Source organism: Bacillus sp. FSL K6-0042, from assembly GCF_038006685.1.
Classification (GTDB): Bacteria; Bacillota; Bacilli; order Bacillales; family Bacillaceae_G; genus Bacillus_A; species Bacillus_A pseudomycoides.
On the sequence record NZ_JBBOVS010000001.1, the window covers coordinates 52447 to 78404 of the forward strand.

The following is a 25958-nucleotide window of genomic DNA, read 5'->3' on the forward strand; positions in this document are numbered from 1 at the left end:
TATATAGCAAGTTTCTACTTAATAGGGATAACAAACTTTGGTTTTGGTGCAAAGAATCTCCTAAACTTGGACATACTGATAGTATTACTCTAGAAAAAGGTGTGTGATCGATATGGAAAAGGAAAATTTGTTCAAATGGAAGCATTATCAGCCGGAGCTAATCTTATTAACAGTAAGGTGGTACCTACGGTACAATTTGAGCTTCCGTAACCTGGTGGAAATGATGGAGGAACGAGGCTTATCCATAGCTCACACAACGATTATGCGATGAGTTCATCAATATGGACCTCAATTAGAAGAGAAAATACGACATCATCTTAAAACAACAAATGATTCATGGAGAGTCGATGAAGCTTATATTAAAGTGAAAGGGCAATGGATGTATTTATATCGTGCCGTTGATTCAGAAGGGAATACTGTGGATTTGAAATAAAGTTTAATCGTTTATAACAAAGTTTAACCGTTTTGAAAAAAGATTAACTGTTTTGAAAAAGGATGCACCTTTACTTACAGGTGGAGAAATGGAATTCTATACGTCATGTTACGCAAACCAGGATGAACTGATTAACATATTCGTTTCACCTTTAATAAATGGAAAATTTGATAACCTACCGCCTGCCTATATCATGGGAGCTGAAGTTGACTCATTATTAATAGACAGCGTCGAATACCATAACAGACTACAAGAAAATAACATACAATCCGAGCTTGTTATTGAAAAAGGACTAACGCACGCAGCGCTAAGGGCTAGAGGAGTATCGCCTAACGTCCATGACTCATGGGTAAGGTTTTGTAAAAAAGCCTATGATTTAACATGTTAACCGTAAATAAAGATGTAATTATAGTTGTCGATCCCTATTCATCAGGAGCCTTGTACGCAGAAGCGCTAAAATCTTTTGACCTGTGTCCTATTGCATTGATGTCTACAACAGAACCATTAGAGAACTATAAATCATCTTTAAAACTACATGAATTTTTTGATGTTATTGTAAATGATGGTGACATAAGCAAGCTAGTAGATACTATTAAAAAATTAAATCCAAAGTGTATAATTGCAGGCTCTGATCCTGGTGTTGAACTGGCAGAAACCTTAGCAGGTATAATAACTCCATCATTTTCCAATGATAAGTACTTAACAGATGTAAGAAGGCATAAAGGTAACATGCACAAGGCTTTAGTGTCTAACAATTTACCGACCATAAATCAGATATGTACAAATGACATCGTTGAGGTTGAGAATTGGCTAGAAACAGTCAAAAATAAAGATATCGTAATAAAGCCTCCTAAAAGCGCTGGTACAGATGGAGTAACGAGGGTTAAAAACGGAGATGATTGGAAAAAAGTCTTTAATGAGCTTCTTGGAAAAATGAATAAATTAAATATAGTAAATGAAGAATTAGTAGTACAAGAATACGTAGTAGGCGTCGAATACGTGGTTGATTTTTTTAGTTATGAAGGCAATCATGTAGTTTGCGATATATGCAGATATAAAAAGAGCGATAATGGCAGTTTAATGGCTATATATGACTATATGGAGTGGGTTTCTGCAGAAGATATAGACTATGAAAATATAGTAGAATACGCTAAACAAGTTCTAGACGCAATTGGTATAAATTTTGGACCATCACACCTTGAACTTATGTTAACTGAAGACGGACCGAGATTGATTGAGGTAGGAGCAAGGCTACATGGGGGAGGTCATCCTAATTTTTGTAAAATAGCAACGGGTGATAGTCCACTAGACAAAACAGTGCGATATCCGGCAGGTTGCTATAAAGAGGTATCAAAAGACTATACGTTAAACACAAATGTAACCATTGTGTTTTTAATATGTAAGAAATCTGGATTTGTTAAAGATATCTCGGTGTTAGACGATATTAAAAAACTACCTAGTTATCACTTTTCTTCTATAAATATACAAGAAGGGCAATATATAGAGCAAACAAAAGACTTATTTGATAGCTTCTCTATAGGGTTTGTTGCGCTGTGTCACAAAAACAAGGATCAAATTGAATCAGACTATATAAGTATAGTGAACGCTGTAGACAAAGCCTTAAATTAATCAAAACCACCCGTCATGAGCGGGTGGTTTTAATGATACAACAAATGATCCACTCCAAGTGTATATTTGTGACGAGTTGAATTCAAACCTGATACCTGGCTTCACAGATTTTTCATCTTCTCCAATCATATGAATCAGACTACGTATGATTACATAACAACTCGTCATTGTAATTTCGTTATCTTGCTGTTACATTTCAAAATGCTTACAATAACTTGCTTTCAGGGTTTCCAGGTTTATACTGAAGCTAGAGGTGATTCAAAATGACATACGATTGGAAAACGAATCCGAACCGAACTAATCAGCAACCAGACTCTGACAAGCCAATTCTATCCGTCCCTGTTTCTGATGAACAATGGCAGGCTGTTGTCAATAATAATGCTTCTTATGACGGACAATTTTTTTATGCAGTGAAAACAACAGGGATTTTTTGCCGCCCTTCTTGCAAATCAAGAGTACCCAAAAGAGAAAACATTGGCTTTTTTGAAAATGCTGATCAAGCACTAGCCGCACATTTTCGTCCTTGCAAACGGTGCAAGCCAACCGGGCAAAGATTGCCCGATGAGGAGTGGATTGCTTTCATAACTGAATATGTGGATAGCCACTGCGATGAAAAGTTGACGCTTGAAGTCCTTGCGCTTCTGAGTCATGGAACCCCTTATCACTTGCATAGAACCTTTAAAAAAATCAAAGGCATGACCCCGGTGGACTACATCCAGCATGTTCGAATAGAAAAGGCGAAAATGTTATTGACTACTTTTGATGACCCAGTTTCTGAAGTTGGTGAGTCTGTCGGACTTTCCAATACACCATATTTTATCACGCTGTTTAAGAGGAAAACGGGACAAACGCCGGAAGCTTACCGTAGACAGCAAAAACAACACTTGAAGGAGGCGTTTTCAAATGGCACCTAAAAAAAGCAGTTCTCTCTATTGGTCCTTGTTTTCTTATGAAAACTGGAAGATGTACATTGCCGCAACAAAAAATGGCTTATGTTTTGTCGGATCGCAAAATCAGCCATTCAAAGAATTGGTGAAATGGGCAAATCATTACTTGCCTGGAAACGACCTGATTCGAGATGACGAAAAATTGCAACCCTTTGCAGATGAGCTTGTTCGTTATTTTCAAGGTAAGCTCAATCGGTTCACCATTCCAATCTTTTATCACGGCACACCTTTTCAGGAAGCCGTATGGAAGGCACTATGTGATATTCCGTACGGTCAAACTCAATCCTATTCGGATATTGCTCAACAAATTCTAAAACCGACAGCGGTTCGGGCAATTGGGAGGGCCATTGGAGCAAATCCGATCCTTATTACTGTTCCATGCCATCGTGTTATCGGCAAAAATGGATCGCTGACGGGCTATCGCGGCGGAATGGAAATGAAAACGCAACTGCTGGAACTTGAACGAGGCTTCACAAACAATGGGAAGGAGTTACAACATGTCTGATCAGCATATAGCATCTTTAGCCGAACTCAACTGGGCCGAGCTACATCAAATGCTTGATAAACAGGGCTACGCCAAACTGCCGCCTCTTCTAAATGCGGACTCATGTGCGTGTCTAATCAAAGGCTATGAAGACGATTCCCTATATCGCAAGACCATCGACATGACACGATATCGTTTTGGAATCGGGGAGTACAAATATTATCATACGCCTCTTCCTGATCGGTTACAACAAATCCGTGATAACTTGTATCCAGAGCTAGCCAAAGCGGCCAATCGCTGGCTGGAACAGTTGAATAGATCACCCGAGTACCCAGAAACCCTGGAGATGTTTCTTGATCAATGTCACCAGGCGGGGCAGAATCGCCCTACTCCGCTGATTTTGAAATACGAAGCAGGGGGCTACAATTGTCTCCATCAGGATTTGTACGGGGATATCTTCTTCCCTTTTCAAGTCGTGTTTACTCTGAACCAACGGAACAAAGACTATACAGGCGGTGAATTTTTACTCATCGAACAGCGACCACGGGCACAGAGCAGAGGTCATGTCATTACGCTTAATCGAGGTGGAGGTCTCATTTTTCCAACTCAATATCGACCGGTATTGGGTACGCGTGGCTCTGCGACATGGCGTTGGTACCGTCAACTCGGGAATGCGGTATAGTCTGGGGGTTATATTTCATGATGCGAAGTGAACCCAAACTCAAATTACATCCTTATAAGTATGTAACAATTCAGAATTGCTGCTTCTTCTCCAATCCGTACGCCAGATATGATTTAGTAGGTGATTGGGTATGACAATCGAGTATTTATATAAAACGCCCAAAACACTGCTGAATAAGGGAACTGTTTTTTTGTCGGGCTATAGCCATTCGTTGAATCCCTATACGGGATGTGCGTTCGCCTGCTCGTATTGCTATGTGCGGCAAATGCCTGTCTCCGCCTTTCGTAACTCGGAATGGGGGACTTGGGTAGATATTAAAAAAGATGCTGCACTCACATTCCAAAAAGAATTGCTTAGAGCTAAGGCCAAAGGCCCGGTCACCATCTTCATGTCATCCAGTACGGACCCGTATCAACCAATCGAACATAAGGAGAAAATTACGCAGTCTTTACTGGAAATTATGGTGGACAATCCCCCGGACTTCTTGCTTGTTCAAACACGAAGTCCGCTTGTCCGCAGGGACATGAAGATGCTGCAACAGTTGGGAACCAAGGTTCGGGTAAGTATGACAGTAGAGACCGATAGGGAAGATATTCGCAAGCATTTTACCCCCTATGCTCCCCCTATTCCAGCAAGACTTAAAACACTCCAACTGCTTGCTGAATTCGGTATTCCTGCACAGGTTGCCATCGCACCCGTATTACCAAGTAGCGAGGGATTTGCTGAAATATTGCGTCCCTTGGTTAACCGAGTATGTATTGACGATTATTTTATGGGGGACGGCAGCGGTGGTAAACGAACACACAGGATGGACTTACAAGCGTTATATAGAAATCTAGAAATGGAAGAATGATATCATCCATCCGTCTATCAATTGGTTTATAAACGAATACGGCAGTATTTTTCGGAAGATGAACTTTTCATTAGCCAGAAGGGTTTCGAGCCCTAACGTTATAATAGTAAACATCAAGTTTTCATTTTGGAACTAAAATCGCTTTTATAACAGGTTTCGAATTTTTATGTGGTACAGACATTAGATGAAAGATAAGTTTCGCCTGATCTTACTTATATCGTAAACTTGGTAATTTATAAATATGAATTAGTGGGGGGGTATTATGAAAAATAGCAAACATTTTAATTTTCACAAGCTTTGGCTAGGACAGTCTATAAGTTTGTTAGGTACCCAGTTTACAATAGTAGCTTTGCCTCTTTTTGCATTAGAGGTGCTACAAACAAGTGAGGCAAATGCTGCCATGCTTCGTGGGATTATATTCATACCCTACCTAATTTTCGGATTAGTAGCCGGTGCTTTGATAGACATCCTTCATAGAAAAAATGTTTTGCTAATTTGTAGTATATGTCAAGGCGTTTTATTTTTATCAGTATTCATACTGACTGTAACAAATATAATAACGTTCCCTTTATTGGTGTTTCTCATGTTTTTAAATGGAATATTTACCACGTTTTACAACATTGCAATTCCTTCTTTCTTACCGGAAATATTAACAGATAAAGATAACTTAAAAAAAGGAAATGCACAACTAGCACTTTCAGAGTCTCTTTCTATAGTAATTGGTCCTATGCTAGCAGGAATCGTTATTACTCTAGTTGGATTAACAGGCTCTTTCACTGTTGACGCAGTAACGTATTTTGTTTGTTTTGTGTTTGTATTATTTATTTCAAAGTTTAAACCGCATACAGAGGGCTCTTTAAAAAACGTAAATATAAAATCCGTATACAAAGACATATATGAAGGTTTGATATATTTTAAAAAACACCCTGTATTGGAACCAATTGTAAGCTGTGGCGCTGTTTACGGTTTTTTTAAATACATACTAAATAGCATTTTAGTAATATTCCTTTATAAGGTAATGGGTCTATCTGAACTTGAAATAGGCTTTGTTGTAGGTTCAGCAGCGGTGGGATTTTTAATAGGCAATACGATACTCATGAAAAAAAGTCAACAAATTAATAATACAAAAATGCTTATTTATAGCGCTACTGTATCAGTTATCGGTCTGGCCTTTATACCGATAATGGGATATTTGGGAACCGTTTACGGTATAGTAGCTGCAAGTATCATACATGGTATGGGAGAAGGTGTATTTGGCCCTTACGCTGCAACCATACGACAACTTGCTTCACCAAGTCACATGCTAGGCAGAGTAAATGCTGTACAGCGTACGCTTAATTGGGGAGCTTGGGCATTGGGAAGTTTTGCTAGTGCATTTTTAGTTTCTATATCTGGGCTTCAAACTACGTTATTTATAGGGGGCTTCGGAACAACATTGTGTTTAATGGTGTTGTTAAGGCGAGGCGTATCAAAAGGAACCGACATTGAATATACGAGTTCATTTTAGAGGAGATGATTATGATGTATAAGGTATCAAAAGGAACTGACATAGAAAATACACCACACATTTTATTTATAGGGGGATGGACAAAACCTATACAAGATGCTTTAGACAGTGGGTATACTGTTTCGTATATAGGGTCTTACACTAAACACATATATTTTGATGGAACTATCTTAGAAAAGTGTTTCTATAAAAAAGAAATAGACACAACAAACATACCCTTGTCTGTATACTATGCTGAAGAATTATACAAAGAGAAACCATTTGATGTGGTTGTATCTTTCAACGAAACAGCCTTAGATACGGCTTGCATAATTGCAAAGATTTTTAATGTTAAAGGACCTTCTTACAATGCTAATATGATAACCCGCAATAAAGACATGATGCGTGAAATTCTAGCAGGCAAAGACTTTTCGATAGATTCGACAGTTTGCAATAACATTAAAGACATTGATGAATTTTTGAACAAAAAAGATAGTATTATAATAAAGCCCCCGATTGGCGCAGGTGGTAAAGGAGTGTCTAAGCTAGACACGGGAGATGACGTAGAGGTATTTATTAAAGATAATGGTATTCAACTACCTGTTTTAGTGGAAGATTACGTTGAAGGTGACGTAGTTTATACGGTCGAAACCGTTTCTTATAACAAAAAACACTCTATACTAGCTATATCAGCTGAAATATTTAAAGAAGATACGTTTATAATAAACTATACTATTATGCCGGCACCTATAGATGAATCTCAAAAAAAATTAATTATTGAGAAAGTAATGCTATTTTTGGACGACATGCAAATGGAAGACGGCATTACTCATACAGAAGTAAAGATAGACAAACAAAATAAGCCAATAATCATAGAGTCTCAAGTTAGGATAGGTGGTGGTAACATCTGGAAAATGGTAGAACTAACAACCGGCATATCTCAATTTGGATACTATTATGATGCGTTAGCTACTGAGACTATAGATGAATTTAGATGTATACCTTCAAAATGTCAAGCTATGTCTTTAAGCTTGATTCCAAAACCAGGTTGCTTAAAAGAAATCAAGTATAAAGGGTTAGCTAACATATCCGAGGTCATATTAATTGATCTATTAGTAAAAGAGGGCGACACCATACCAACTATTGTAGACAGTACTCAACGCAAAGGAAGTATATTATTTGCGGCTAATGATATAGAACATATGTATGAAGTTGCAGATAAAATATGTGACAATATAACGTTTGTTTATCAGGATTTGTCAGAATGGAAACCTTCTTTTAAAAAAAATATTTAAAAAGGAATGTGGCACATGACTGGTCTAGGGGTTTGTGTAGTAATGGAACAGAAACGGCAATAGGACTCCAAACCCCTGAAAATTTTTACCAATATAAATCTAATTCATCACAATAAGTGTCCGCTTCAATAAAACAATTTCTTCTGTCAGCATCACTTGCAATCTCACAAATAATATCTTCAACCTGTTTTGTTAAATCATCGACATTTTTGTAGGGAACGTAAAATACATATTCACCAGATGAATTCACTTCCATATTAAAATGATATCGGAGATGTTGCTCTACTTCTTTCCGTACCTTGCCTTTTCCTCTGACAAATTTGCTATTGTTTTCTACTCTAAGCCACATTCTAATTTCCGCATTTTTTTCTTCCTCAATACTCTGGTTTTCTGTACTATTCATTCCCCTTTCTCTTATGTATCGATATAACGTTGCTTGACTAATTCCAGACATAGAAACAATTTCACTAATACTATATTCTTTAGAAGCATATAGATTTAAGGCTTTTTCAATGTATTTTTCTTTTACCTTCGGGCGACCGCCTTTTCTTCCACTGGCTCTAGCACTTTCTATTCCTTCTTTCGTCCGTTGGACGATCAGACCTCGTTCAAACTGACTAAATGCTTGAAAGGCAGTTAACATGAGTTTTCCTTGTGGTGTATTCGTATCAAAATTTTCTTTTAAGGCCTCACCATACATGCCCATCAACTTAAGAACGGAAACAAAATGAACTTTCGTTCAAATAAACTGCAACACTCTTAAAACACTTTTTATTCATTAAAAATGAGGGTTCTAGTGCAAAGAAATCTCTTAAACTTGGATATACTGATCACGCACCTTTTTTAAAGTCATACTATTAATATGTTCGAGTTTAGAGGATTACTTGCAAGAGCCTTAGAATTTTTGCACCAGAACCAGAAATTGTAATGTTATTGTAGTAACGCATCCGTTAGTTTAATAAGAGTAGGTGATACCTTTCCGAGCATCACCTACTTAAAGGGGTACCGCATATATCAATAAATTTTAATATATACTATTTAATGTTTAAATACGTTTTAAATTCTCTTCTTTTTTTGTGTGTTCATAGATTTAGTGATACAGAAAAGCCTTGATACGTCTACAAAAACTTACCCAAGGATATACCTTTATAAACAAAAGAAAAAGAAGAATCTAGGTGATATGATCCCCTTATAGTAGACAGTAAAAAGAAAGCACATTAATCTGTTTACTATGGAGGGGATTTTTTCTATGGGTAAAATTAGAGTAACTTACGATATAGAATTTAAGAAAAAAGCAGTAGATTTATACCTTAAAGAAGGAATGGGATACAAAACGGTCGCGAAAGAACTAGGAATTGATCACTCAGTAGTAAGACGTTGGGTGAAACACTTTGAAGCTGAAGGTATCAAAGGACTAGAAGAAAAACGTGGTAAAGCGAAAGGGCCAGGTGTAGGTAGACCAAGAATCAAACCAGAAGATCCAGAAGCTAAAATCAGACGATTAGAAGCGGAAAATGAAATGTTAAAAAAGCTCTTAGGGATGTAAAAGGAGGAATGAAAGCTGTATCCAAAGCGAGAAAGTTTGAAGTCATCCACGAGATGTCGGAAAAAGGTTTTACGGTTACCGTTCTATGCGATATTGCCGGTGTAACCAGAAGTGGGTACTACAAATGGATAAAACGGCACTCGACGCCTTCTGAAAAACAATCGGAGGATGTCGAAATCAAGAAAAAGATATTGAAGTGCCATAAAAAACTTAGGGGGATTTATGGATACAGAAGAGTACAAGTTTGACTGAAAGTCACCTATAACCTTCACGTTAATCACAAACGTATACAGAGGTTGATGGGTGAACTAGGTATCAAAGCGATTATTAGGAGAAAACGACCTTATTATGGGAAAAAAGAAGCTTATGTGATTTCAGATAACCATCTGAACAGGGATTTCCAAGCTTCAAAACCGAATGAAAATGGGTAACAGATATTACTTACTTGATTTTCAATGGACAAAGATTATACTTATCCGCTATTAAAGACTTGTACAACAATGAAATTGTTGCCTATGAAATCAGTCGTAGAAACGACCTTAAATTAGTGCTAGATACACTTAAGAAGGCAAGGGAAAAGGGAAAAGCGAAATACGAAAGGGATTCTCCTACATAGTGATCAAGGGTTCCAATCCACATCTCGTCAATATAATCAACTACTAAAAAAATATCAGATGAAGGCTAGTATGTCTCGAAAGGGAAACTGTTGGGACAATGCTTGTATAGAAAACTTCTTCAGCCACTTTAAGTCAGAGTGTTTTCATTTATACTCTTTCCGCAAAGTTGATGAGGTTAAATTTGCTGTGCGCAAGTATATACACTTTTATAATCACCAAAGATTTCAAAAGAAATTAAATAACCTGAGTCCATATAAATATAGAACTCAGGTTACTTAGTTGTGCTTTTTGAATACTGTCTACTTGACAGGGGTCACTTCAGAGTGTAGGCTATTTTTTGTTATACATAGCTGTGGTTTGTTTATATGTCGAAAAATCAAAATGGATTTATATAGAAGAATAATGGCTTTTATGTTGATTAATGTCTTCTTCTAAAATTTTTAATTTATTATGTCTATTTTTTTGAAATTACAGTAAACATCCCCGTCATGTTGGGTGAGTAATCTTTAAAATCATATTTTTCATAGAATGATTTTTTACCTTGTGATGCAAATAAACCAATAAACGCTTTATCTGGGGCATTCCGATTTAAGTATTCAACCAAAATATTCATTATTTCCTTTCCAATACCATTCTTTTGATAATCTGGATGAACTACTATATCTTGAATATAGAAATAGATAGCCCCATCGCCAACAATTCTCCCCATACCCACAATTTGATCATTATCATTGACTGTGATGCAGTGAATAGAATTTTGAAGTGATGTTTCCACCACTTCAAAATTCATATAATTAGTCCATCCCACAGAGTCACACAAATATTTGTATTCTTCCAATGTTGGAATGTTATTTTTAATCTCATATTTCTTCAAAATGTATCCTCCCAGACCTCAACTTCACCAAATAAAGTATATTCGACACAGTTTTATCTAATCCTCTTACTAACTTAACCTGCCCCGTTAGGTTTTCCGTTTAACGTTGTAAATCCGCATAAACCTGACGCTACCCCATGCCCATCAAGCTAATATTTTGAAGTGTCCCCAAAACGAAAATTTTATTATTTTACAGTTATTTATGGGAATTCAACTCATTTTCTTCGTTTTGGGGAACTACCAATTTCTTAAGTTGATGGATGTGTGGGACAGCCCCATCGCTATCAAGCTAAGCTCATACAACGTTAATTATTATAGAGGTTGTTTCTTTTTTATAAAGATTATGTGTAGAGAATTTAAAGATTTGCATACGAAATAAACCCTATCGGGTTTCATTTTTTTGAATTAAGCCGCTTGATTATCAGACGTGGTACAATTGTAAACGACACCTAATATATCAAAGACTGTTTTCTTCTCATATCGATGAGATTTTCGCCCATTTTGCTGTAGGAGGTTGAACAGGCGAATTAGAATCTTTGATAGCTCTTGGGTGTCTTTCTGTATAGCTTGGAATAGAAGAAAAAAATAGTCTTTAATCATATAAATAGCTTTATATTCACTCAATTCTTGTTTCTTCTTCATAAGAAGTAACTTCCGCATTTGAAACATAATAGAAGAACAGAGTAGAATGGCAATCAGTTGCCCATACAAATGGCATTCTAATCGTTCTTGTTTTATCTTTTTACAATGATGAATGCAAAAGAATGATTTCCACGTTTTAAATAAAATTTCGATTTGCCAACGTAAAGAATACCAATCATGTACTTGTTCCATTGGTACAACATCTGTAGAAGTGTTTGTCATATATACATTGATACCACTGAGTCGTTTACTACGAGGAGAATACTTCATTCCTTTCTTTTTTTCTCTTACGGTTTGATCTTGTAGTCGTTTTTCTTGTTGTTCTTTTGTTAGTCGATGAACAATCACACGAGTTTGTACCTTATCCTTCATTCCTACATAAGCGTTGGATATTTCACATGTTTGTCCTGGCAGAAGAGAGTTCATTAAATCCTCCATATCTATTTGTATATACTCTGTACCTTTCTTGATTCTTCCATCTTTAAAATAATCAGGATTGGGATTTTTTTGATAAATACGTGTATTCGACTTGATACGAGAGATATAGTAAGCCTTTTTATCCTGTATATGTTGAAGATCTTTCAGATGAAAATATCCTAAATCTCGGATACATAAATCATTCGCTGTCACAGTTGGGACACACAGAGAACCGTAGGTTCGATCATGTTGTTTACCTGGACCGGTATGAATATGCAGGAACCGTCCACTTAATAAATCATATTCAAGCTGAATTTTCACCCCCGCTGTATGGCTGCAGCCTCCTGCACCTGGATAAACGAATGAAAAGGAATCTGGGAGCTGAAATGCAGTTGAATCTAAAATACGAATACGCTTAAAAACAGAAGTATATGGAGAAGAAATCGGTATAGATGAGGCCAATTTTTGGTTTAGTAGTTCAGCTAATATGTGTTGCAAAAATTGGACGGCCGTTTTATTAAACCGTTGATTCAATCCCTCAGGACTGATGAGCACTTCTGTTGATGCTTCTAAACAGCTAGATAACTGAGTTAAAGAAGTCGTAGCGACATTTTGGCTCATCCATACACATAAAGCAACTAAATCTTTTGCTTGGTACTTACTGGTTCGTTGCACAAAACCAACGTCTTTAGCAAGGTCCCGTAAAGTATTTGGAGATAACAAGCTTTGAATCTCTTGAGCGAATAGCTGTAATTCATCGGATACAGAAATAGACATAAAAAACGCCATCCTTTCTTATGATTCTACAGAAAGAATAGCGTATTTTTTTATTTTAGGGGGGATTTTGTTTTATTAGCTTGATAGCGATGTGGGACAGCCCCTCTAATCCTTTAACTGATAGAAAACCTGTTCAATTTTGCCTCAGTACCAAGCATGACAGTGTTAAGCTCATTCCCTCGGCTATCTTGTCCCCTTCTGAAATAGAGACTGCGTAAAAAATTCTTGCTGTTCACGCGAGCAATCACCTGACTGCGACTTCTCGGCAAATTGCAGCATTGCGCTAAGCCGCTAATCCAATCAGCGATTTCTTGATGTGGAAGTAACTCTTTGTCAATCATCGTATCCACGATGTTGACCAACCGCTCATCATCCTCATCGCTAAAAATGTGTCTACCATTATGAAGCATGCCAGAAATAGCGACAAGAACCTCACGCAGCATTGCGACGCTGCTCTCCTCGCACTGCACCAGCTCGACAAAAACATCCGCACCGTGAGACGCGCTGTGAGCCCAGCCTCCTACTGAAAGGTAACCTCGCAGATCCTTCTCCTCTTTATAATAACGGAGCATTGCATGCATTAATTGCTCAATTTCCGCTTGATTGAAAAATGGATTCTGTCTGTGGCGTTGCACAATCAAAGCGATAGGCAAGGCAGAGAACGTCCTTGTAAAAACTGACTGGTCATCCTCGCTGCCAATATTATAGAACAAATGGTTCTCATCAGTCAGAACAGTTAAGAGGCTACGCAACTCCTCTCCACTGAACCTATTCTCTTCCTTAATCCACATATAAAACATCGGATAAATCAGGTTATCCCGTAATTCTGGCTGAGGATCGCCAATATATTGAAGTAACAAAGGTAAGAAATCTTGATGCTGCTCACCTTCGCGTAACTGATACTCATCCTGCTCAATTCTTTGCAAATCCAGCATCAATTTGGTCCTTGTATCACTCATTTTCCCATCCCTCTCATCATTCGTTCTATTCGGTCGATTGTTTTTTCAAATACTCTTAAACCTACGTTGTTATATTTTAAAATTTTTTGCAATCTTATTTTTACTCCCGATTCATGAGCTGTAATTAACCTTTGACTCTGCTTTAAGTCATCAATAAGAATTATTTCCGATAATATCCAAAGTGAAATCATATAAATTATCATAGTGTAATAGTTCAATTGCTTTATCTCTTTTGATTTCACGCCTTACTGCATATGTAGTTTCTCTATTTTTTCGAAATCTGTTCTGCGGCCAGCAATAATATAATTCGAATACTCAGTTAAATAAAAATAATTGCGTTCTAAATCCGACAGAAATTCATGCTGTCTGTTTGTTTTTATTCCTTTTAAACGAGTTGAACGACCCTTTGAAGATACATCTTGAATCTTTAACCAAGGTTTATAATCTACTCCAATACCGGTCCCTCGACCTTGTTTAATCCACTGTCCAATCTCAGATTTTCTTTTTCTTTTCGACATAAAAACACCCCTTTAGACAATCATATCTAAAGGGGTAAAACGGTGCAACTTTATTTCAAATCTACATTATGTCCTTTTTTCTTTAACTTACTCTCCTGTTAACTTAATAAAATACCCATTAAATTTTTTCCAAAATTGTTCTAATGAAAGTAGTTTTCTCTTCTGCATATTTATGTTTATTATTTTTATTTAACTTTGCTAAATTAAGTTTGAGCCGTTCATATTCAATTCTTGCTTCATCATTATCTCTCAAGTAATCTCTGAACTTTAGCTGTTCAAGTAAATGTTTATTTCCACATTGATACATGTGGATTTGATGGGTTCTTGGTTCACCCTTACTAAAATAGTGTCTATCAGGCAAAATATTTGTTCCTTTATACGAATATCCCAACTTCTCTAAAGGTGAGGAAGTATTCGCACCATCTTTAAAATCTTTGATTTCTATGGCTATGTCAATAATTGGTTTTGCACTTGAATGTTTTACTGATGTACTTCCTATGTGGTGAATATTCATTATATATTCACCTATTTTATCTTGTATTTTTTCTTTCTCTGATAAAAATTTTTTATTCCATTCCTCTGTCCAAGGAACTAAGAATACCTCTCCTTTTGGCATGCCTAACATCTTATTCCCCCTTTTAACGTTAATACCGTTTTTTTAACCATTGGAACATTATACCATATTAAAAGACTCTTTTAATACTCTGCCCCGTTAGTTGAAGAAGAAATTGAGAACGTTGTTCTTGTAGCTTTGAAATAAAGTTTGATCAAAAATACCCCACAAGCCAGCATTTTACAATAAATAAAAAGCATCCATTTTGAAAAAAAATTGATCAAAATGGATGCTTTTCTAGTAGATTTAAGATTGGTTTTTATAAAAAAGATTGATCATTTTTTACTTATGTTGTTCAATAATAGCGCCCGTTTGTTGAAGATTAATTTTCATTATGCTTTTTGTGCCGAGTCCAATGCTTTTTTTAATTCGTCCGGTTTTTGAGTGCCGATTACCACTGTGTTATATTTCAACTTTAACTCTATACCTTTCTTTCCATTCATGTTATAGGCTTTTTCACCCTTAAGGTTAAAACGAATTCCCCATCCTCCAAATCGTTTTAGTGGACTGTAAGTAATGCTTTCATAGTGACGTATATTTTTGAAAAGGTACTGCTTATATTGAAAATGAAAAGGAACAAAACGAACATAAAGACCTTTTTCACGGACCTCAATGATCAGTTTCAATACCCCAAGCATTAATACAGGAAAGACAATCCCAAAAAACAACCACAAAACAATTAATACACCATTAGGAGCTGGTTTATCTCCAAACGGGGTATCAAAGATAATTTGTTGAATGAATCCATACCACATCAGTGTGGCGATCCCCAATATGAGTATCCATACCCAAATTTGTTGTGGTCGCTGAACCTCACGAAAGATAACCTGTTCTTGTTGTTTCATTAATGATTGTCACCTCCTAAATGGCTTATTTATTTGATTTAATTTCAAGATATTTTATTCAACAATCTGACCCTTTAACGGAATAACATGACTGGCGTTTTTAAACATTTTTATCGACTAACATATAGCGTATCTTTCCGTTCGACAAAATGACTTCTTCTACCCTCACAATAGGTCTCCACCCAACACTACAACAATTAATAATGTTCTTATAATCATTAGCTGTATCCAATGAAATTCATTAATACCACATCCTCACCTTAAAATACTTTAAATACTTTGAAAAATCAATATAGTTATTCTTTATTTAAAGATAAATAAAAACCATAAACCTCACTTAAAGAACTATAAGGACTATGGTGTTATTTAGTATAGTTAATACACGTATCTCGGCTGTACCCCTATTAATTCGGATTAAATATAAAATATAAAATATAAAATATAAAAAAGAAGTTCCAAATTCGGAACTTCTTTTTTACATTGCTTGATATACAGTCAAGATGCTAAAATCAGGATAAAAATGTAAAGGTTGGTGCACTATGAAGTACGCCTTTGGATACATTCTACTGCTAATCAACATTTTGCTTGTAACTCCTATATTAAACAGAATGCTTACTAACCAAATTAGCCAGTGGGACGCCATTTCATACATATGTCCCTTGATCACAATTCTAGCTTTAATGCTTCTGCTCGGAAAGAATAAACCTAGAAATATTCACTGGCAAATCAATCTTATAGGACACATTGTTGTCGGTTTAATTCCAATTCTGTTTATGGTGTCCATATTCATCCGGCTTTAGAAGTAGCATTTTGTTTGGAAGAAGATAATAATTGCTGATGCTGTTGCCGGATCAGTTGCATAATTGATTCGGTTAGATGCACAAGAAACTAATGCCTTGTCACAGTTAGCACAACGATGATTGCTATATTTATCATAGCAATCATCGTGGATATAGAAACAACCATCAATTTTATTTTTAAGTGCTCCACCACCTGTTGCTTTACCGCAACCTTGTCCACACCATTTATATCCACCTGGTAAACAGAAGTCAAAGAATCCTTTTGCTTTATACATTTCTGGATCAGCTTTAAGGGTTCTGGTGCAAAAATAAAATAAAAGAGAATAAAGCGCATATATTGCTAACGGAATCGTATCTTATGCTGCAAGTCAAACAATTGATGAATGAATTCTATCTGATTTTGGACAGACTGGTCCCGTAAATCAATCTGTTCTTTTTTAATCATATGCATGGCTTCTACTCCAGAAAGAATGGATGTAGCTGTGTCAAAACATTTGAACCCTAGCATAGAACGGATTCGCTTCTTTATAAAGCGATGATCTTGTTCTACTATGTTATTCAAGTACTTTTGTTGTCTAAGTTGCATACTATCGGGTATGCTTTTTTCTTTTTTTAGCTGTTCAATTGCTATAGGATAAGATGGATTCTTATCCACTGTTATAACATGAGGTTTTGAAACATGAAAAGACCGCAAAGCTTTCTTGAAAAAGCGCTTTGCAGCCTTTTGGTCTCTTGTTTTGCTTAGGCAAAAATCGATTGTGTTTCCTTTCGAATCAACAGCACGATATAAATATATCCATTGTCCTTTTACTTTGATATATGTTTCATCGACTCTCCAAGAGTCATTTGTTTGAGGTGACGTCGAATTCGTTTGTCCAATTCAGGACCATACTGATGAACCCAACGCATAATCGTTGTATGAGCAACGATTATGCCCCGTTCCGCCATCATTTCCACCAAATTACGAAAGCTCAGGTTGTACCGTAGGTACCATCTTACTGTTTGCAAAATAATATCATGATGATAATGCTTCCACTTGAATATATTTCGCTTTTCTATACTGATCACGCACCTTTTTTAGAGTAATAGTATCAGTATGTCCAAGATTTAGAGATTACTTGCAATTATCTTGAAGTTTTTGCACCAGAACCGTCAACAATACATTTAAGTTTATTTCTCTTCGTGTATAAAAAAGTCATTGACAATAATACTCTAGCTATGATAAAAATATTAATCTATTTCTTAGTGTAAGGAAATTAGGGTTTTTCTCCCGGAAAATGTATTAGGATATAATTTCTGTGTTTTATCCGCGTGACTCCATCCCACAAATAAATACATTAAATCTGTTAGATTTATAGTTATTATAGAGGATAGGGAATTTAATACTATAGTACAATTGTAAATAGCTTATAGAAGAAAAGAGGTTTATTCACATATGATTCGTTACAACAATCAAGAAGGTTTAAAACAAATATTTACATTAAAGGGAACGATTATAAAAGAAATCTTTAAACAGATCATTTTTTATACATGTGTTTCTATTTGTATTGTTCTTATTAACTATTATTGGGGAATACATATAAATTCGACTCCGTGGGTTATTGTAGGGGGAGCTTTAGGCTTATTATTAGTATTTCGAACAAATACTGCATATGATCGATATTGGGAAGGAAGAAAATTATTTGGAGGAATCAGTAATTCAACCAGAAATTTGGCAGTAAGCTTTTTATGTTACTGGGATTCTAGCGGAAATACTATGGATAAAGAGAAATTAAAGTTTCTACATTTATTAATTGCTTTTCCAAAACTAGCTAAACAACATTTGAGAAATGAAAAAGATCTATCCGAAGTGAAAGATCTATTAGAACTATGTTCGGATAAAGAGAAGGGGATGTTGGCCAGATCCAATTATTTACCTCTTACCATTATTTTTATGTTGAAAGCTGTGATAACAAAGGGATTGAAATCAGGACAACTTTCTCCGAATACCTTAATTAATATGGAAGATGGATTAGATAACCTGTTAAAATCTATAGGTGGTTGTGATCGTATTAAAGCAACACCCATTCCTTTTGCGTATTTTGCTCATATTAAAAGTTTACTTATCCTTTTTTGTGGGACTTTATCAATTGGGCTTGTTGATAGCATGGGATGGTTTACGGTTATGGCGACTATGTTTATTAGTTTTGCATTTTTAGGAATTGAAGCAATAGGAATTGAAATTGAAGATCCATTTGGTCATGATTTAAATGATCTTCCATTAGAAGAAATTTGTATTGGAATAGAGAAACACTTACTAAACTTGTATGATCAAAGTGATTTACTGGAATTACCCGTTTCAAATTCCAATAAAAAAGCCATATAATTTTTAATTTATTACAAATAATCCATTCTGATTTTATAAAAGAAGAATCTATCCTTGATATGCTCCCCATTAGGTAGACAGATAAAAAATAAAAATCTGTTTATCTAAGGGGAGTATTTTTTATGGCTCGAATGAAATATTCTAAAGCTGAAAAATTAGCTATTTTAGCTCTTTATAAAGATGGTCATCATCCAATAGCTGACATTACTACTAAATTTTCGATTGATCCTGGGACGATTAGAGATTGGAAGAGAAGGTATGAAGTGAATGGTGAAGACGGCCTAGAAGAAGCACTAGAAGAAGCACTTTCTTGGAAGCATTATTCAAAAGAGCTAAAGTTAGCAGCCGTCAATGATTATCTATCAGGACACGATTCGTTAAGCAAGGTTATCCAAAAATACAATATATCCAGTACGGCGGTTTTGGGAAAATGGATTAAAAAGTATAATAGTCATAGAGAATTAAATGATACCGGTAAAGGAATGACAAACTCTATGACAAATAGAAGAAAAACAACATTAGAAGAACGAATTCAAATTGTAAATTACTGTCTACAACACCAGAAAAACTATCAGCTCGCAGCCGAAAGCTATGAAGTTTCTTACCAACAGGTATATCAATGGGTCAAGAAGTTTGAAGCAAATGGTGAAGAAGCACTACAAGATAAACGCGGTCGAAAGAAAGAGGAATATGAATTAACAGCTGAAGAAAAGTTTAAACTGGAAATGAAACGTTTAGAGCGAGAAAATGAACGATTGCGTGCAGAAAATGCTTTTTTAAAAAAGTTAGAGGAACTCGAAAGGAGGCGTCGTTAACAAGCGTTCGTCTACAAAATAAATATAGAGCGATTCAAGATTTACATGCGAATGAAAATCTACCAGTAATCCTTTTATGTGAAATTTCTGGTGTATCTCGTGCTGCTTATTACAAATGGCTACAGCGGACGCCAACAGCTAGAGAATTAGAGAATGAAGCAATTCTTCAGGATATTCAAGCTATTTATGCACGAGTAGGAGGCATTTATGGGTACCGAAGAATGAAATTAAATATGAATAGGTTATATCATAAAAAGTTTAATCACAAACGTATTTATCGCTTAATGCACATCACTGGATTACAGTCCGTGATTCGTCGGAAAAGAAAGCGCTATGTTCCCTCATCTGCGCAATATGTCGCTGAAAATCGACTCAATCGTAAATTTACTGCCAGCAGGCCCAATGAAAAATGGGTAACAGATGTCACGGAGTTCAAATTAGGAAACGGAAGGAAAACGTATTTAAGTGCCATTTTAGATCTTTACGATGGCTCCATTATTAGTTATGTATTGGGACATTCAAACAATAATAAATTGGTATTTCGAACATTGGATCAAGCTATCACTATATTAAAAGAGAATGAACATCCATTGATTCATAGTGATCGAGGGTATCAATATACATCACATGGGTTTAAGAGGAAAATAGAAAAAGCAAAAATGATTCATAGCATGTCACGTGTAGGAAAATGCATAGATAATGGACCAATGGAATCGTTTTGGGGAACGTTGAAGTGTGAAAAGTATTACCTACATAAGTATGAGACATTTGAATCGTTACAACAAGCGATAGATGATTATATTCAGTTTTACAATAACGAACGTTACCAAGAAAGATTAAACGGCTTAAGCCCATTAGAATACAGGGTTCAAGCCGCTTAAAGTGTTTTTATTATTTCCACTGTCTACTTGACAGGGAGCTGTTCATTTTGAAGTGCCCCCTAAATGAAAATTTCATTTCTATACAGTTAGTTATTTATGCAAAAAAATTCCCTATTCGTCCTTAACTAAAGCTTGTTGTTTTGTCTCTTGATGAGTCTATTTTCATTTCCGTTAGCTAGCCTTTGATCTGATTCTTGCATTTGTTCTTGATCCTTACTCGGAGTATTCAATGCATCTAAAGGCATGTTGTTGATTTGATGATTTCGTAGATCTTTTTTATCCATGATATATAGCTCCTTCTCTAGTTTAAATTTACATACAATGTAATTATTAATGGATATTTTACAACTTAAGATCAATTAATATACAAGAGATATATTGAAAAGCCACTTAACTATAGTGGGTCTTTAAACAGAATGAAAATCCTTCATTTGCCAAAAGTAAACAAATACGCAGTAACACACATGGCAAGTCAGTGAGAAGAAGTTTATTTTTCCCTTCAGTAAAGGCTTATAAGAATTTTGATGATGGCCGTGAAATTTTGGGTCATTCTGTTTTTAATATTCCGTGAAGGTGCAAGTCGAGAAGGGAATAATCCATTATATTTATCGTGAAGTAATGTTATTGGTCTATTCTTTAACAAAGATATATTATCCTCTAGGGAAATTTACTATCATTCGTTAAATAAATGTATAAAGGTTATATAAAATATGTCCAATCATTACAGGAATGATTGAATTCGTTTCTTTTGTGATGGTGTATACGAATACGAGTTCATTTAAACTAGATAGTAAACCCGCTGCTTTCTTTGCATAGAAAAAGGAACCGCATGCTCCTTAGTGTGATTCTGAAGTTTCGTAGTTTTTGTTGATGATATCTCGCATGTTGAAAATAAAGGATATTAGGAATACCATAGCTAGGAAACCATTTATCCAATAATATGTATTGTCTGTTGTGAATTTAGTATAGAAGGAATGGATATTAAAAAATAACAGGAGCGCTGAAAAGATAGTAGAGCTTACTAACATGCCAAAACTTTTCATGATGGTCACCTCTATTCGAAATGTGTATAAATTTCATGTAATTATACATTCGAATAAAGAGATTTATAAACAAATATTTTATATTACATGAACAAGAGGGTGTTGAAAGAATAAAAACGCAATAAAGTGATCTGCTTTCTTAATTAACATAATTTTCAGAATTATAATCTTCGAATGTTAATATTTGTTATATAATAAATCTATCAAGTATCATCCCTATGTTTTTCTAATATGCCTGTTAAGATAGTTTGTGTTACCCTTTTTGTCAGCTTACCTTAAAAAGAACTTGTAGTGATTCCTACAAGCTCTTTTTGTTTTTCCAATTCAGCATAAACGGAAACTTTTAAATATATTTTTACCATAAAAAGGAATAAATATTTTTCCATGATTCGTAGCATATTAAAAACGTAGGAGGTGATACATATGGCAAATAAAAATAACAGAAATAATAACAATGTATTGATTCAAGGTGCTGAGAATGCAATTGATCAAATGAAGTATGAGATTGCACAAGAATTTGGCGTACAGCTTGGTCCAGATACAACATCTCGTGCAAACGGTTCTGTTGGTGGTGAAATTACAAAACGTTTAGTAGCCATGGCTGAACAACAACTTGGTGGTGGATTCACTCATTAATTTTATACGAAGAAATAACAGATGACAGTAAGTAGTAATATATATTTTTTGTCTGTATTTAGTTTATGAATATGTTTAGACATTTACACTATAAGCATCCCAATAGGGTGCTTTTTTTATTAGATAAAAAATTACATAATAAACAGTGAGAGAAACAAAATATGGACGTAGCTTCTTTTTACTTCTTCTTTTAGAGTGTTCATACTGAAAGAATAGTACTTTATCCTATTTATGTCTCGTCCACATGTGTTAAACAAAAGTTTGATTAAAGTGCAAAAATTGAATTTTGATACGTGTATTTGGTGCTTTATTTAAGAATAAAAAAATATAGCTGTTTTTATAATTTTTTGATATAATTTCGTTACATTGATTTATAATGAAATTTAAATTTACTAGGTAGGTAATAGAGTTATATGCAAGATATTAAGGTAACAAAGACACATGAACAATTAACAATTGAATGGCAAACTGCAGAAATTAATATTCTGTTAGAGGACATTGTTGAGATTATTGAAGATAATGACTATGTTCCTGAAAAGAAAAGGTTAGTAAAGATAGGAACACAAAGTAGTGAATCAGATTGTATATTAATTAGAACTACAACTTTAGATTATGCATTATTTACAATTAATAAGATTTCACTTTCAAATAAAATTAGATTGTGAGCATCTCGTGAACTACTCACCTGCTATGCTAACGCTTAGAGAATGAACAAAAAAGAGCGGTTTCCGCTTCTTTTTTGCTATTAGTGATGTTAATTTTCTTTGTTAATTTTTAACGAATTCAGTTCTTATTTAATGCTTGTACCTACACCTACATCCCAACCGAACCAGTTAAAAGGATCTAGAAATATATTTATTTTATAAATATTTCACGAAATAAGTTCTTTATAGATTGATATATAAATATAAGAGGTGAAATTATAGAGTTTTTATTTTTTACATGTATTACTGTTTGCTTTTGTAATAATGTCACGTATTTCACTTTGCTTCATCATACGAATAATTAATTTATCTAGGTCTTGGCTAAATTTTAGCACCCTAGGATGACAAAAACCATAGTGTTTAACAAGCTCAATTAATTCTTCTTTTCTTTTTTCAATTAAATAATGTAACTTTCTCATCTCCATATTCTTGCATAAACTCCTCTATCCCATAATATTCCTTAGAAAATTATAGACTAATTTCTTGAATAAGGAAACAGTATAATTAAACATATTAAAACATTTTTATGAACTTTTAAAGGAAAGAGTTTGAAGCCTAACTTCTTAACTATAATTTGTAAAAAGAGAAAATATTGTTGGTTTGAAACATAGTTGAATTATTTGTAAAAAAGTTTCACCAAATGGCTACCAAGCAAGAGGAAAAACAGAATGTCTCATGCCTAAAGGCGGACTAAAGTCCTGCATGGGCTTTTCCGTATCGCGAAATCTGTGATGGAATTTATGTAAATACCTAATGAAACATCTTTATTTAAATGCCTTTCAAATTTCTTTTGTAAATGTTACAAAATGAATTCTTTATCGCTGATTACAAGAGCGCTGGTAACTGATCCTATCTATACTATATAGAGACAATCTGTAGTTGATATGGAGATGGAGTGGAGATTATCTAGATATATAGGTGAATATATATCTAAAAAAACGTACATTTAGATACAATTTAACTGTTTCTCTGCACGCTATACGCTAAGCATAAAACTATTTAAATAAGTTACTTACATTTAACGAGTAATATGAGCCTAAGAAAAGCGTTGCAAAAATTAGCATTTATGCAACGCTTCCCTATGACTTGATATTTACAGCGTCACAACGTTGCATATATTACGTTGCAAATTAACTTTTAAAAATGATATTGGAGTCATTGTTATTAATGATAATATTGATACCCGTAAGAAAGATGACATGACTACTAAAGTAAAGGTTACAATCTTATCGTTATTTGCTGATATTGAGCGAAACTATATACTGGAACGAACACATATATGATGAAACATCAAAACGCTTTAGTTATTATGTGATGTTTCATTTTGAAAATATTTTAGAATGAAAGTTATTGGTACAATCTTATTATTCCTTCTGGCCTCTCTTTATCTAATAAAATAGAGATCTAGATTTACCACTAGATATCATGAAAAAACAATCAATTGTATTTAGCGCTGAGAAAAGAGTAGTTGAACAAACTGTGTAGGCTCTATATCTATATTAAATGATTTTGCACTAGAACCGAAAAAATGCTACTCCATTAGGTAAAGGAGTAGCATTATGTTGTAAAAATAGTAAATCATGAGAAGGTGTTAACTTAATTCTTTCTCATGTACCACAAAAAGTTCGATAAGGGCGGGATGATGGCGCCGGTGGTGTGCAGTACTCAGACTGTTCAGGAGAGTGAGCATAAGGATTTGAAAGAACAACAAGCAGTTGTTCCATTACGCTGTAGTCCCCTTGTTTGACTGCGGCATCTAATGCTTCTTCCACGCGGTGATTTCGTGGAATTATCGCAGAATTGGTGTCTCGCATCAGCTGATGTGAAGAAGATTTCGATTCCTCCTGTCTGCTTACTCTTGCCTGCCATTTTTCATTCCACTTCGTAAACTCTTGACTTTTAAACAAATCGGTATCTTTATGTGTACCAAAAGTTAAAGCAAGGAAGGTATTAGTATAGTCTGCGCGATATTTCTCCATAATTTTAAGGAGCTCATCAATGAGGGCTTTATCTTCTGCTTCTTCGTTAAATATACCTAGTTTGGTCCGCATCCCAGCGAGCCAATGTTTTTCATACAGTGTGCCGAAATCTGAAATCGTATTTTGGGCTATTTGGGCAGCTTGTTCTAGGTCTGTATGTAGAAGTGGCAATAGAGATTCTGCAAATCGCGCGAGATTCCACACACCAATATACGGCTGGTTACCATAGGCGTATCGGCCTTGCGTGTCAATGGAACTAAATACCGTTGCTGGGTCATATTCATCCATGAAGGCGCAAGGACCATAATCGATGGTTTCTCCGCTAATGGTTATGTTATCGGTATTCATTACCCCGTGAATAAAGCCAACGAGTTGCCAATTTGCAATTAAGCTGGCCTGTTGCTTCATCACTTCTTGAAGTAACGCTAGGTATGGATTTTCCTGTGATTGAATAGCTGGAAAATGACGCTTAATCGTATAGTCAGCCAAAATTTTTAGCTCCTCAACTGAACCGCTTGCTGCTGCGTATTGAAATGTGCCAACGCGTATATGACTGCTAGCTACACGTGTCAAAATTGCACCTGGTAAAGCAGTTTCGCGTATGATTGACTCACCTGTTGATACTATAGCTAGACTACGGGTAGTAGGAATACCAAGCGCGTGCATTGCTTCACTGATAATATACTCGCGTAGCATTGGTCCAAGTGCGGCGCGGCCATCCCCTCGGCGGGAGTATGGTGTTCTACCAGAGCCTTTTAATTGAATATCAAATCGTTCACCTGAAGGAGTAATCTGTTCACCGATTAGCAGCGCACGGCCGTCTCCTAGCATGTTGAAATGCCTGAATTGATGCCCTGCATAAGCTTGAGCAAGAGGGATAGAACCTTCGGGAATTCGGTTTCCAGCAAGAACCGCTACTCCATCTTCGCTTTGTAGTTCCTCAATGTTTAGCCCTAGGGATGTTGCCACAGGATGATTGAGAATGATTAACTTTGGTAAGCCTACAGGGGTTGGGCTAAGGGTGGAAAAAAATGATTCCGGTAGACGGGCATAACTATTGTCTAAGTTCCATCCGGTTTCTTTTGTTTCTTTTTTATTTTTCATTGTATCTCCTTCTT

Annotated in this window: 23 protein-coding genes and 7 pseudogenes; 18 read left to right on the plus strand and 12 right to left on the minus strand. The window is 35.3% G+C overall.

Features of this window, described 5'->3' with window-relative positions; genetic code table 11:
• Nucleotides 1-112: 112 nt before the first annotated feature.
• The 9 genes and pseudogenes from MHH45_RS00240 to MHH45_RS00280 form a co-directional block, all read left to right on the plus strand.
• Nucleotides 113-424: pseudogene (locus tag MHH45_RS00240) on the plus strand (IS6 family transposase); the annotation flags it as partial.
• A 61-nt stretch (nucleotides 425-485) separates the two neighbouring features.
• Nucleotides 486-821: an alpha/beta hydrolase fold domain-containing protein gene (locus MHH45_RS00245; protein ID WP_229161775.1), complete on the plus strand. Its 336-nt coding sequence runs from the start codon at nucleotides 486-488 to the stop codon at nucleotides 819-821.
• Nucleotides 815-2062: an ATP-grasp domain-containing protein gene (locus MHH45_RS00250; protein ID WP_016115600.1), complete on the plus strand. Its 1248-nt coding sequence runs from the start codon at nucleotides 815-817 to the stop codon at nucleotides 2060-2062. Before MHH45_RS00245 ends, MHH45_RS00250 begins: the two co-directional genes overlap by 7 nt.
• Nucleotides 2063-2325: 263 nt before the next feature.
• The gene (locus MHH45_RS00255) at nucleotides 2326-2976 is read left to right on the plus strand and encodes a bifunctional transcriptional activator/DNA repair enzyme AdaA (RefSeq protein WP_016115599.1); all 651 of its coding nucleotides are present in this window, start codon (nucleotides 2326-2328) and stop codon (nucleotides 2974-2976) included.
• Nucleotides 2966-3514 (plus strand): methylated-DNA--[protein]-cysteine S-methyltransferase, encoded by a 549-nt coding sequence (locus MHH45_RS00260; protein WP_088094671.1) that lies wholly within the window; start codon nucleotides 2966-2968, stop codon nucleotides 3512-3514. The genes MHH45_RS00255 and MHH45_RS00260 overlap by 11 nt, the downstream gene beginning before the upstream one ends.
• A pseudogene (locus MHH45_RS00265) lies at nucleotides 3507-4206 on the plus strand (2OG-Fe(II) oxygenase). The gene MHH45_RS00260 and the pseudogene MHH45_RS00265 overlap by 8 nt, the downstream one beginning before the upstream one ends.
• Nucleotides 4207-4305: 99 nt before the next feature.
• Nucleotides 4306-5124, plus strand: a pseudogene (locus MHH45_RS00270) (radical SAM protein).
• Nucleotides 5125-5290: 166 nt separating this feature from the next.
• Nucleotides 5291-6535: an MFS transporter gene (locus MHH45_RS00275; RefSeq protein WP_016115595.1), complete on the plus strand. Its 1245-nt coding sequence runs from the start codon at nucleotides 5291-5293 to the stop codon at nucleotides 6533-6535.
• Nucleotides 6536-6549: 14 nt separating this feature from the next.
• On the plus strand, nucleotides 6550-7809 hold the full coding sequence (locus MHH45_RS00280) for an ATP-grasp domain-containing protein (RefSeq protein WP_016115594.1): 1260 nt from the start codon (nucleotides 6550-6552) through the stop codon (nucleotides 7807-7809).
• Nucleotides 7810-7894: 85 nt separating this feature from the next.
• Here the strand turns inward: MHH45_RS00280 and MHH45_RS00285 are convergent.
• Nucleotides 7895-8497 (minus strand): annotated as a pseudogene (locus MHH45_RS00285) (recombinase family protein); the annotation flags it as partial.
• Nucleotides 8498-9058: 561 nt separating this feature from the next.
• On the opposite strand from MHH45_RS00285, the gene MHH45_RS00290 reads away from it, so the two are divergent.
• From MHH45_RS00290 to MHH45_RS27930, 5 genes and pseudogenes are all read left to right on the plus strand, one after another.
• Nucleotides 9059-9355: a transposase gene (locus tag MHH45_RS00290; protein ID WP_033799504.1), complete on the plus strand. Its 297-nt coding sequence runs from the start codon at nucleotides 9059-9061 to the stop codon at nucleotides 9353-9355.
• Nucleotides 9356-9363: 8 nt separating this feature from the next.
• Complete coding sequence (locus tag MHH45_RS27915; protein ID WP_140386116.1) at nucleotides 9364-9603, plus strand: transposase; 240 nt, start codon at nucleotides 9364-9366, stop codon at nucleotides 9601-9603.
• On the plus strand, nucleotides 9604-9786 hold the full coding sequence (locus tag MHH45_RS27920; RefSeq protein ID WP_140386118.1) for an IS3 family transposase: 183 nt from the start codon (nucleotides 9604-9606) through the stop codon (nucleotides 9784-9786). It abuts the gene before it with no gap.
• Between the two features lie 2 nt (nucleotides 9787-9788).
• Nucleotides 9789-9971 (plus strand): annotated as a pseudogene (locus MHH45_RS27925) (hypothetical protein); the annotation flags it as partial.
• A 58-nt stretch (nucleotides 9972-10029) separates the two neighbouring features.
• The gene (locus MHH45_RS27930; protein WP_353777849.1) at nucleotides 10030-10251 is read left to right on the plus strand and encodes an IS3 family transposase; all 222 of its coding nucleotides are present in this window, start codon (nucleotides 10030-10032) and stop codon (nucleotides 10249-10251) included.
• A gap of 175 nt (nucleotides 10252-10426) precedes the next feature.
• Here MHH45_RS27930 and MHH45_RS00295 read toward each other — a convergent pair whose 3' ends face one another.
• The 8 genes and pseudogenes from MHH45_RS00295 to MHH45_RS00330 form a co-directional block, all read right to left on the minus strand.
• Entirely contained in the window at nucleotides 10427-10846 is a 420-nt protein-coding gene (locus MHH45_RS00295; RefSeq protein WP_003210015.1) for a GNAT family N-acetyltransferase, read from the minus strand.
• A gap of 405 nt (nucleotides 10847-11251) precedes the next feature.
• Nucleotides 11252-12682, minus strand: coding sequence for an IS4 family transposase (locus tag MHH45_RS00300; protein ID WP_016113305.1), 1431 nt, complete (start codon nucleotides 12680-12682; stop codon nucleotides 11252-11254).
• Between the two features lie 113 nt (nucleotides 12683-12795).
• The gene (locus MHH45_RS00305) at nucleotides 12796-13641 is read right to left on the minus strand and encodes a DUF2785 domain-containing protein (protein WP_088094719.1); all 846 of its coding nucleotides are present in this window, start codon (nucleotides 13639-13641) and stop codon (nucleotides 12796-12798) included.
• Between the two features lie 296 nt (nucleotides 13642-13937).
• A pseudogene (locus MHH45_RS00310) lies at nucleotides 13938-14159 on the minus strand (TnsA endonuclease N-terminal domain-containing protein); the annotation flags it as partial.
• 118 nt (nucleotides 14160-14277) lie between these two features.
• Entirely contained in the window at nucleotides 14278-14784 is a 507-nt protein-coding gene (locus MHH45_RS00315; RefSeq protein ID WP_088094717.1) for a GrpB family protein, read from the minus strand.
• A gap of 320 nt (nucleotides 14785-15104) precedes the next feature.
• On the minus strand, nucleotides 15105-15617 hold the full coding sequence (locus MHH45_RS00320; RefSeq protein WP_088094716.1) for a DUF6141 family protein: 513 nt from the start codon (nucleotides 15615-15617) through the stop codon (nucleotides 15105-15107).
• A gap of 796 nt (nucleotides 15618-16413) precedes the next feature.
• On the minus strand, nucleotides 16414-16692 hold the full coding sequence (locus MHH45_RS00325; protein WP_249922749.1) for a hypothetical protein: 279 nt from the start codon (nucleotides 16690-16692) through the stop codon (nucleotides 16414-16416).
• 65 nt (nucleotides 16693-16757) lie between these two features.
• Nucleotides 16758-17476 (minus strand): annotated as a pseudogene (locus MHH45_RS00330) (IS6 family transposase).
• Nucleotides 17477-17852: 376 nt separating this feature from the next.
• Between MHH45_RS00330 and MHH45_RS00335 the strand changes: the two are divergent.
• Nucleotides 17853-18782 (plus strand): bestrophin family protein, encoded by a 930-nt coding sequence (locus tag MHH45_RS00335; RefSeq protein WP_088094714.1) that lies wholly within the window; start codon nucleotides 17853-17855, stop codon nucleotides 18780-18782.
• A 122-nt stretch (nucleotides 18783-18904) separates the two neighbouring features.
• Nucleotides 18905-20478, plus strand: a protein-coding gene (locus MHH45_RS00340) for an IS3 family transposase (RefSeq protein ID WP_335357230.1) whose coding sequence is annotated in 2 segments (ribosomal slippage) — nucleotides 18905-19550 and nucleotides 19550-20478 — 1575 coding nt in all. Because the reading frame shifts where the segments join, the coding sequence is not laid out codon by codon here.
• A 125-nt stretch (nucleotides 20479-20603) separates the two neighbouring features.
• On the opposite strand, the gene MHH45_RS00345 is transcribed toward MHH45_RS00340, so the two are convergent.
• A complete protein-coding gene (locus MHH45_RS00345) occupies nucleotides 20604-20762 on the minus strand; it encodes a hypothetical protein (protein WP_016115582.1) in 159 nt (52 codons plus the stop codon).
• Nucleotides 20763-21944: 1182 nt separating this feature from the next.
• Between MHH45_RS00345 and MHH45_RS00355 the strand changes: the two genes are divergently transcribed.
• Together MHH45_RS00355 and MHH45_RS00360 are read left to right on the plus strand one after the other, a co-directional pair.
• A complete protein-coding gene (locus MHH45_RS00355) occupies nucleotides 21945-22157 on the plus strand; it encodes an alpha/beta-type small acid-soluble spore protein (RefSeq protein ID WP_016115581.1) in 213 nt (70 codons plus the stop codon).
• Nucleotides 22158-22570: 413 nt separating this feature from the next.
• Nucleotides 22571-22822 carry a SunI/YnzG family protein gene (locus MHH45_RS00360; RefSeq protein ID WP_088094262.1) on the plus strand — a complete coding sequence of 84 codons (252 nt, stop codon included), beginning with the start codon at nucleotides 22571-22573 and terminating at the stop codon, nucleotides 22820-22822.
• Between the two features lie 266 nt (nucleotides 22823-23088).
• Here the strand turns inward: MHH45_RS00360 and MHH45_RS00365 are convergent, their stop codons facing one another.
• Both MHH45_RS00365 and MHH45_RS00370 read right to left on the minus strand, forming a co-directional pair.
• On the minus strand, nucleotides 23089-23286 hold the full coding sequence (locus MHH45_RS00365; RefSeq protein ID WP_016115579.1) for an aspartyl-phosphate phosphatase Spo0E family protein: 198 nt from the start codon (nucleotides 23284-23286) through the stop codon (nucleotides 23089-23091).
• A gap of 1182 nt (nucleotides 23287-24468) precedes the next feature.
• Entirely contained in the window at nucleotides 24469-25944 is a 1476-nt protein-coding gene (locus MHH45_RS00370; protein ID WP_170927952.1) for a protein adenylyltransferase SelO, read from the minus strand.
• Nucleotides 25945-25958 lie beyond the last annotated feature (14 nt).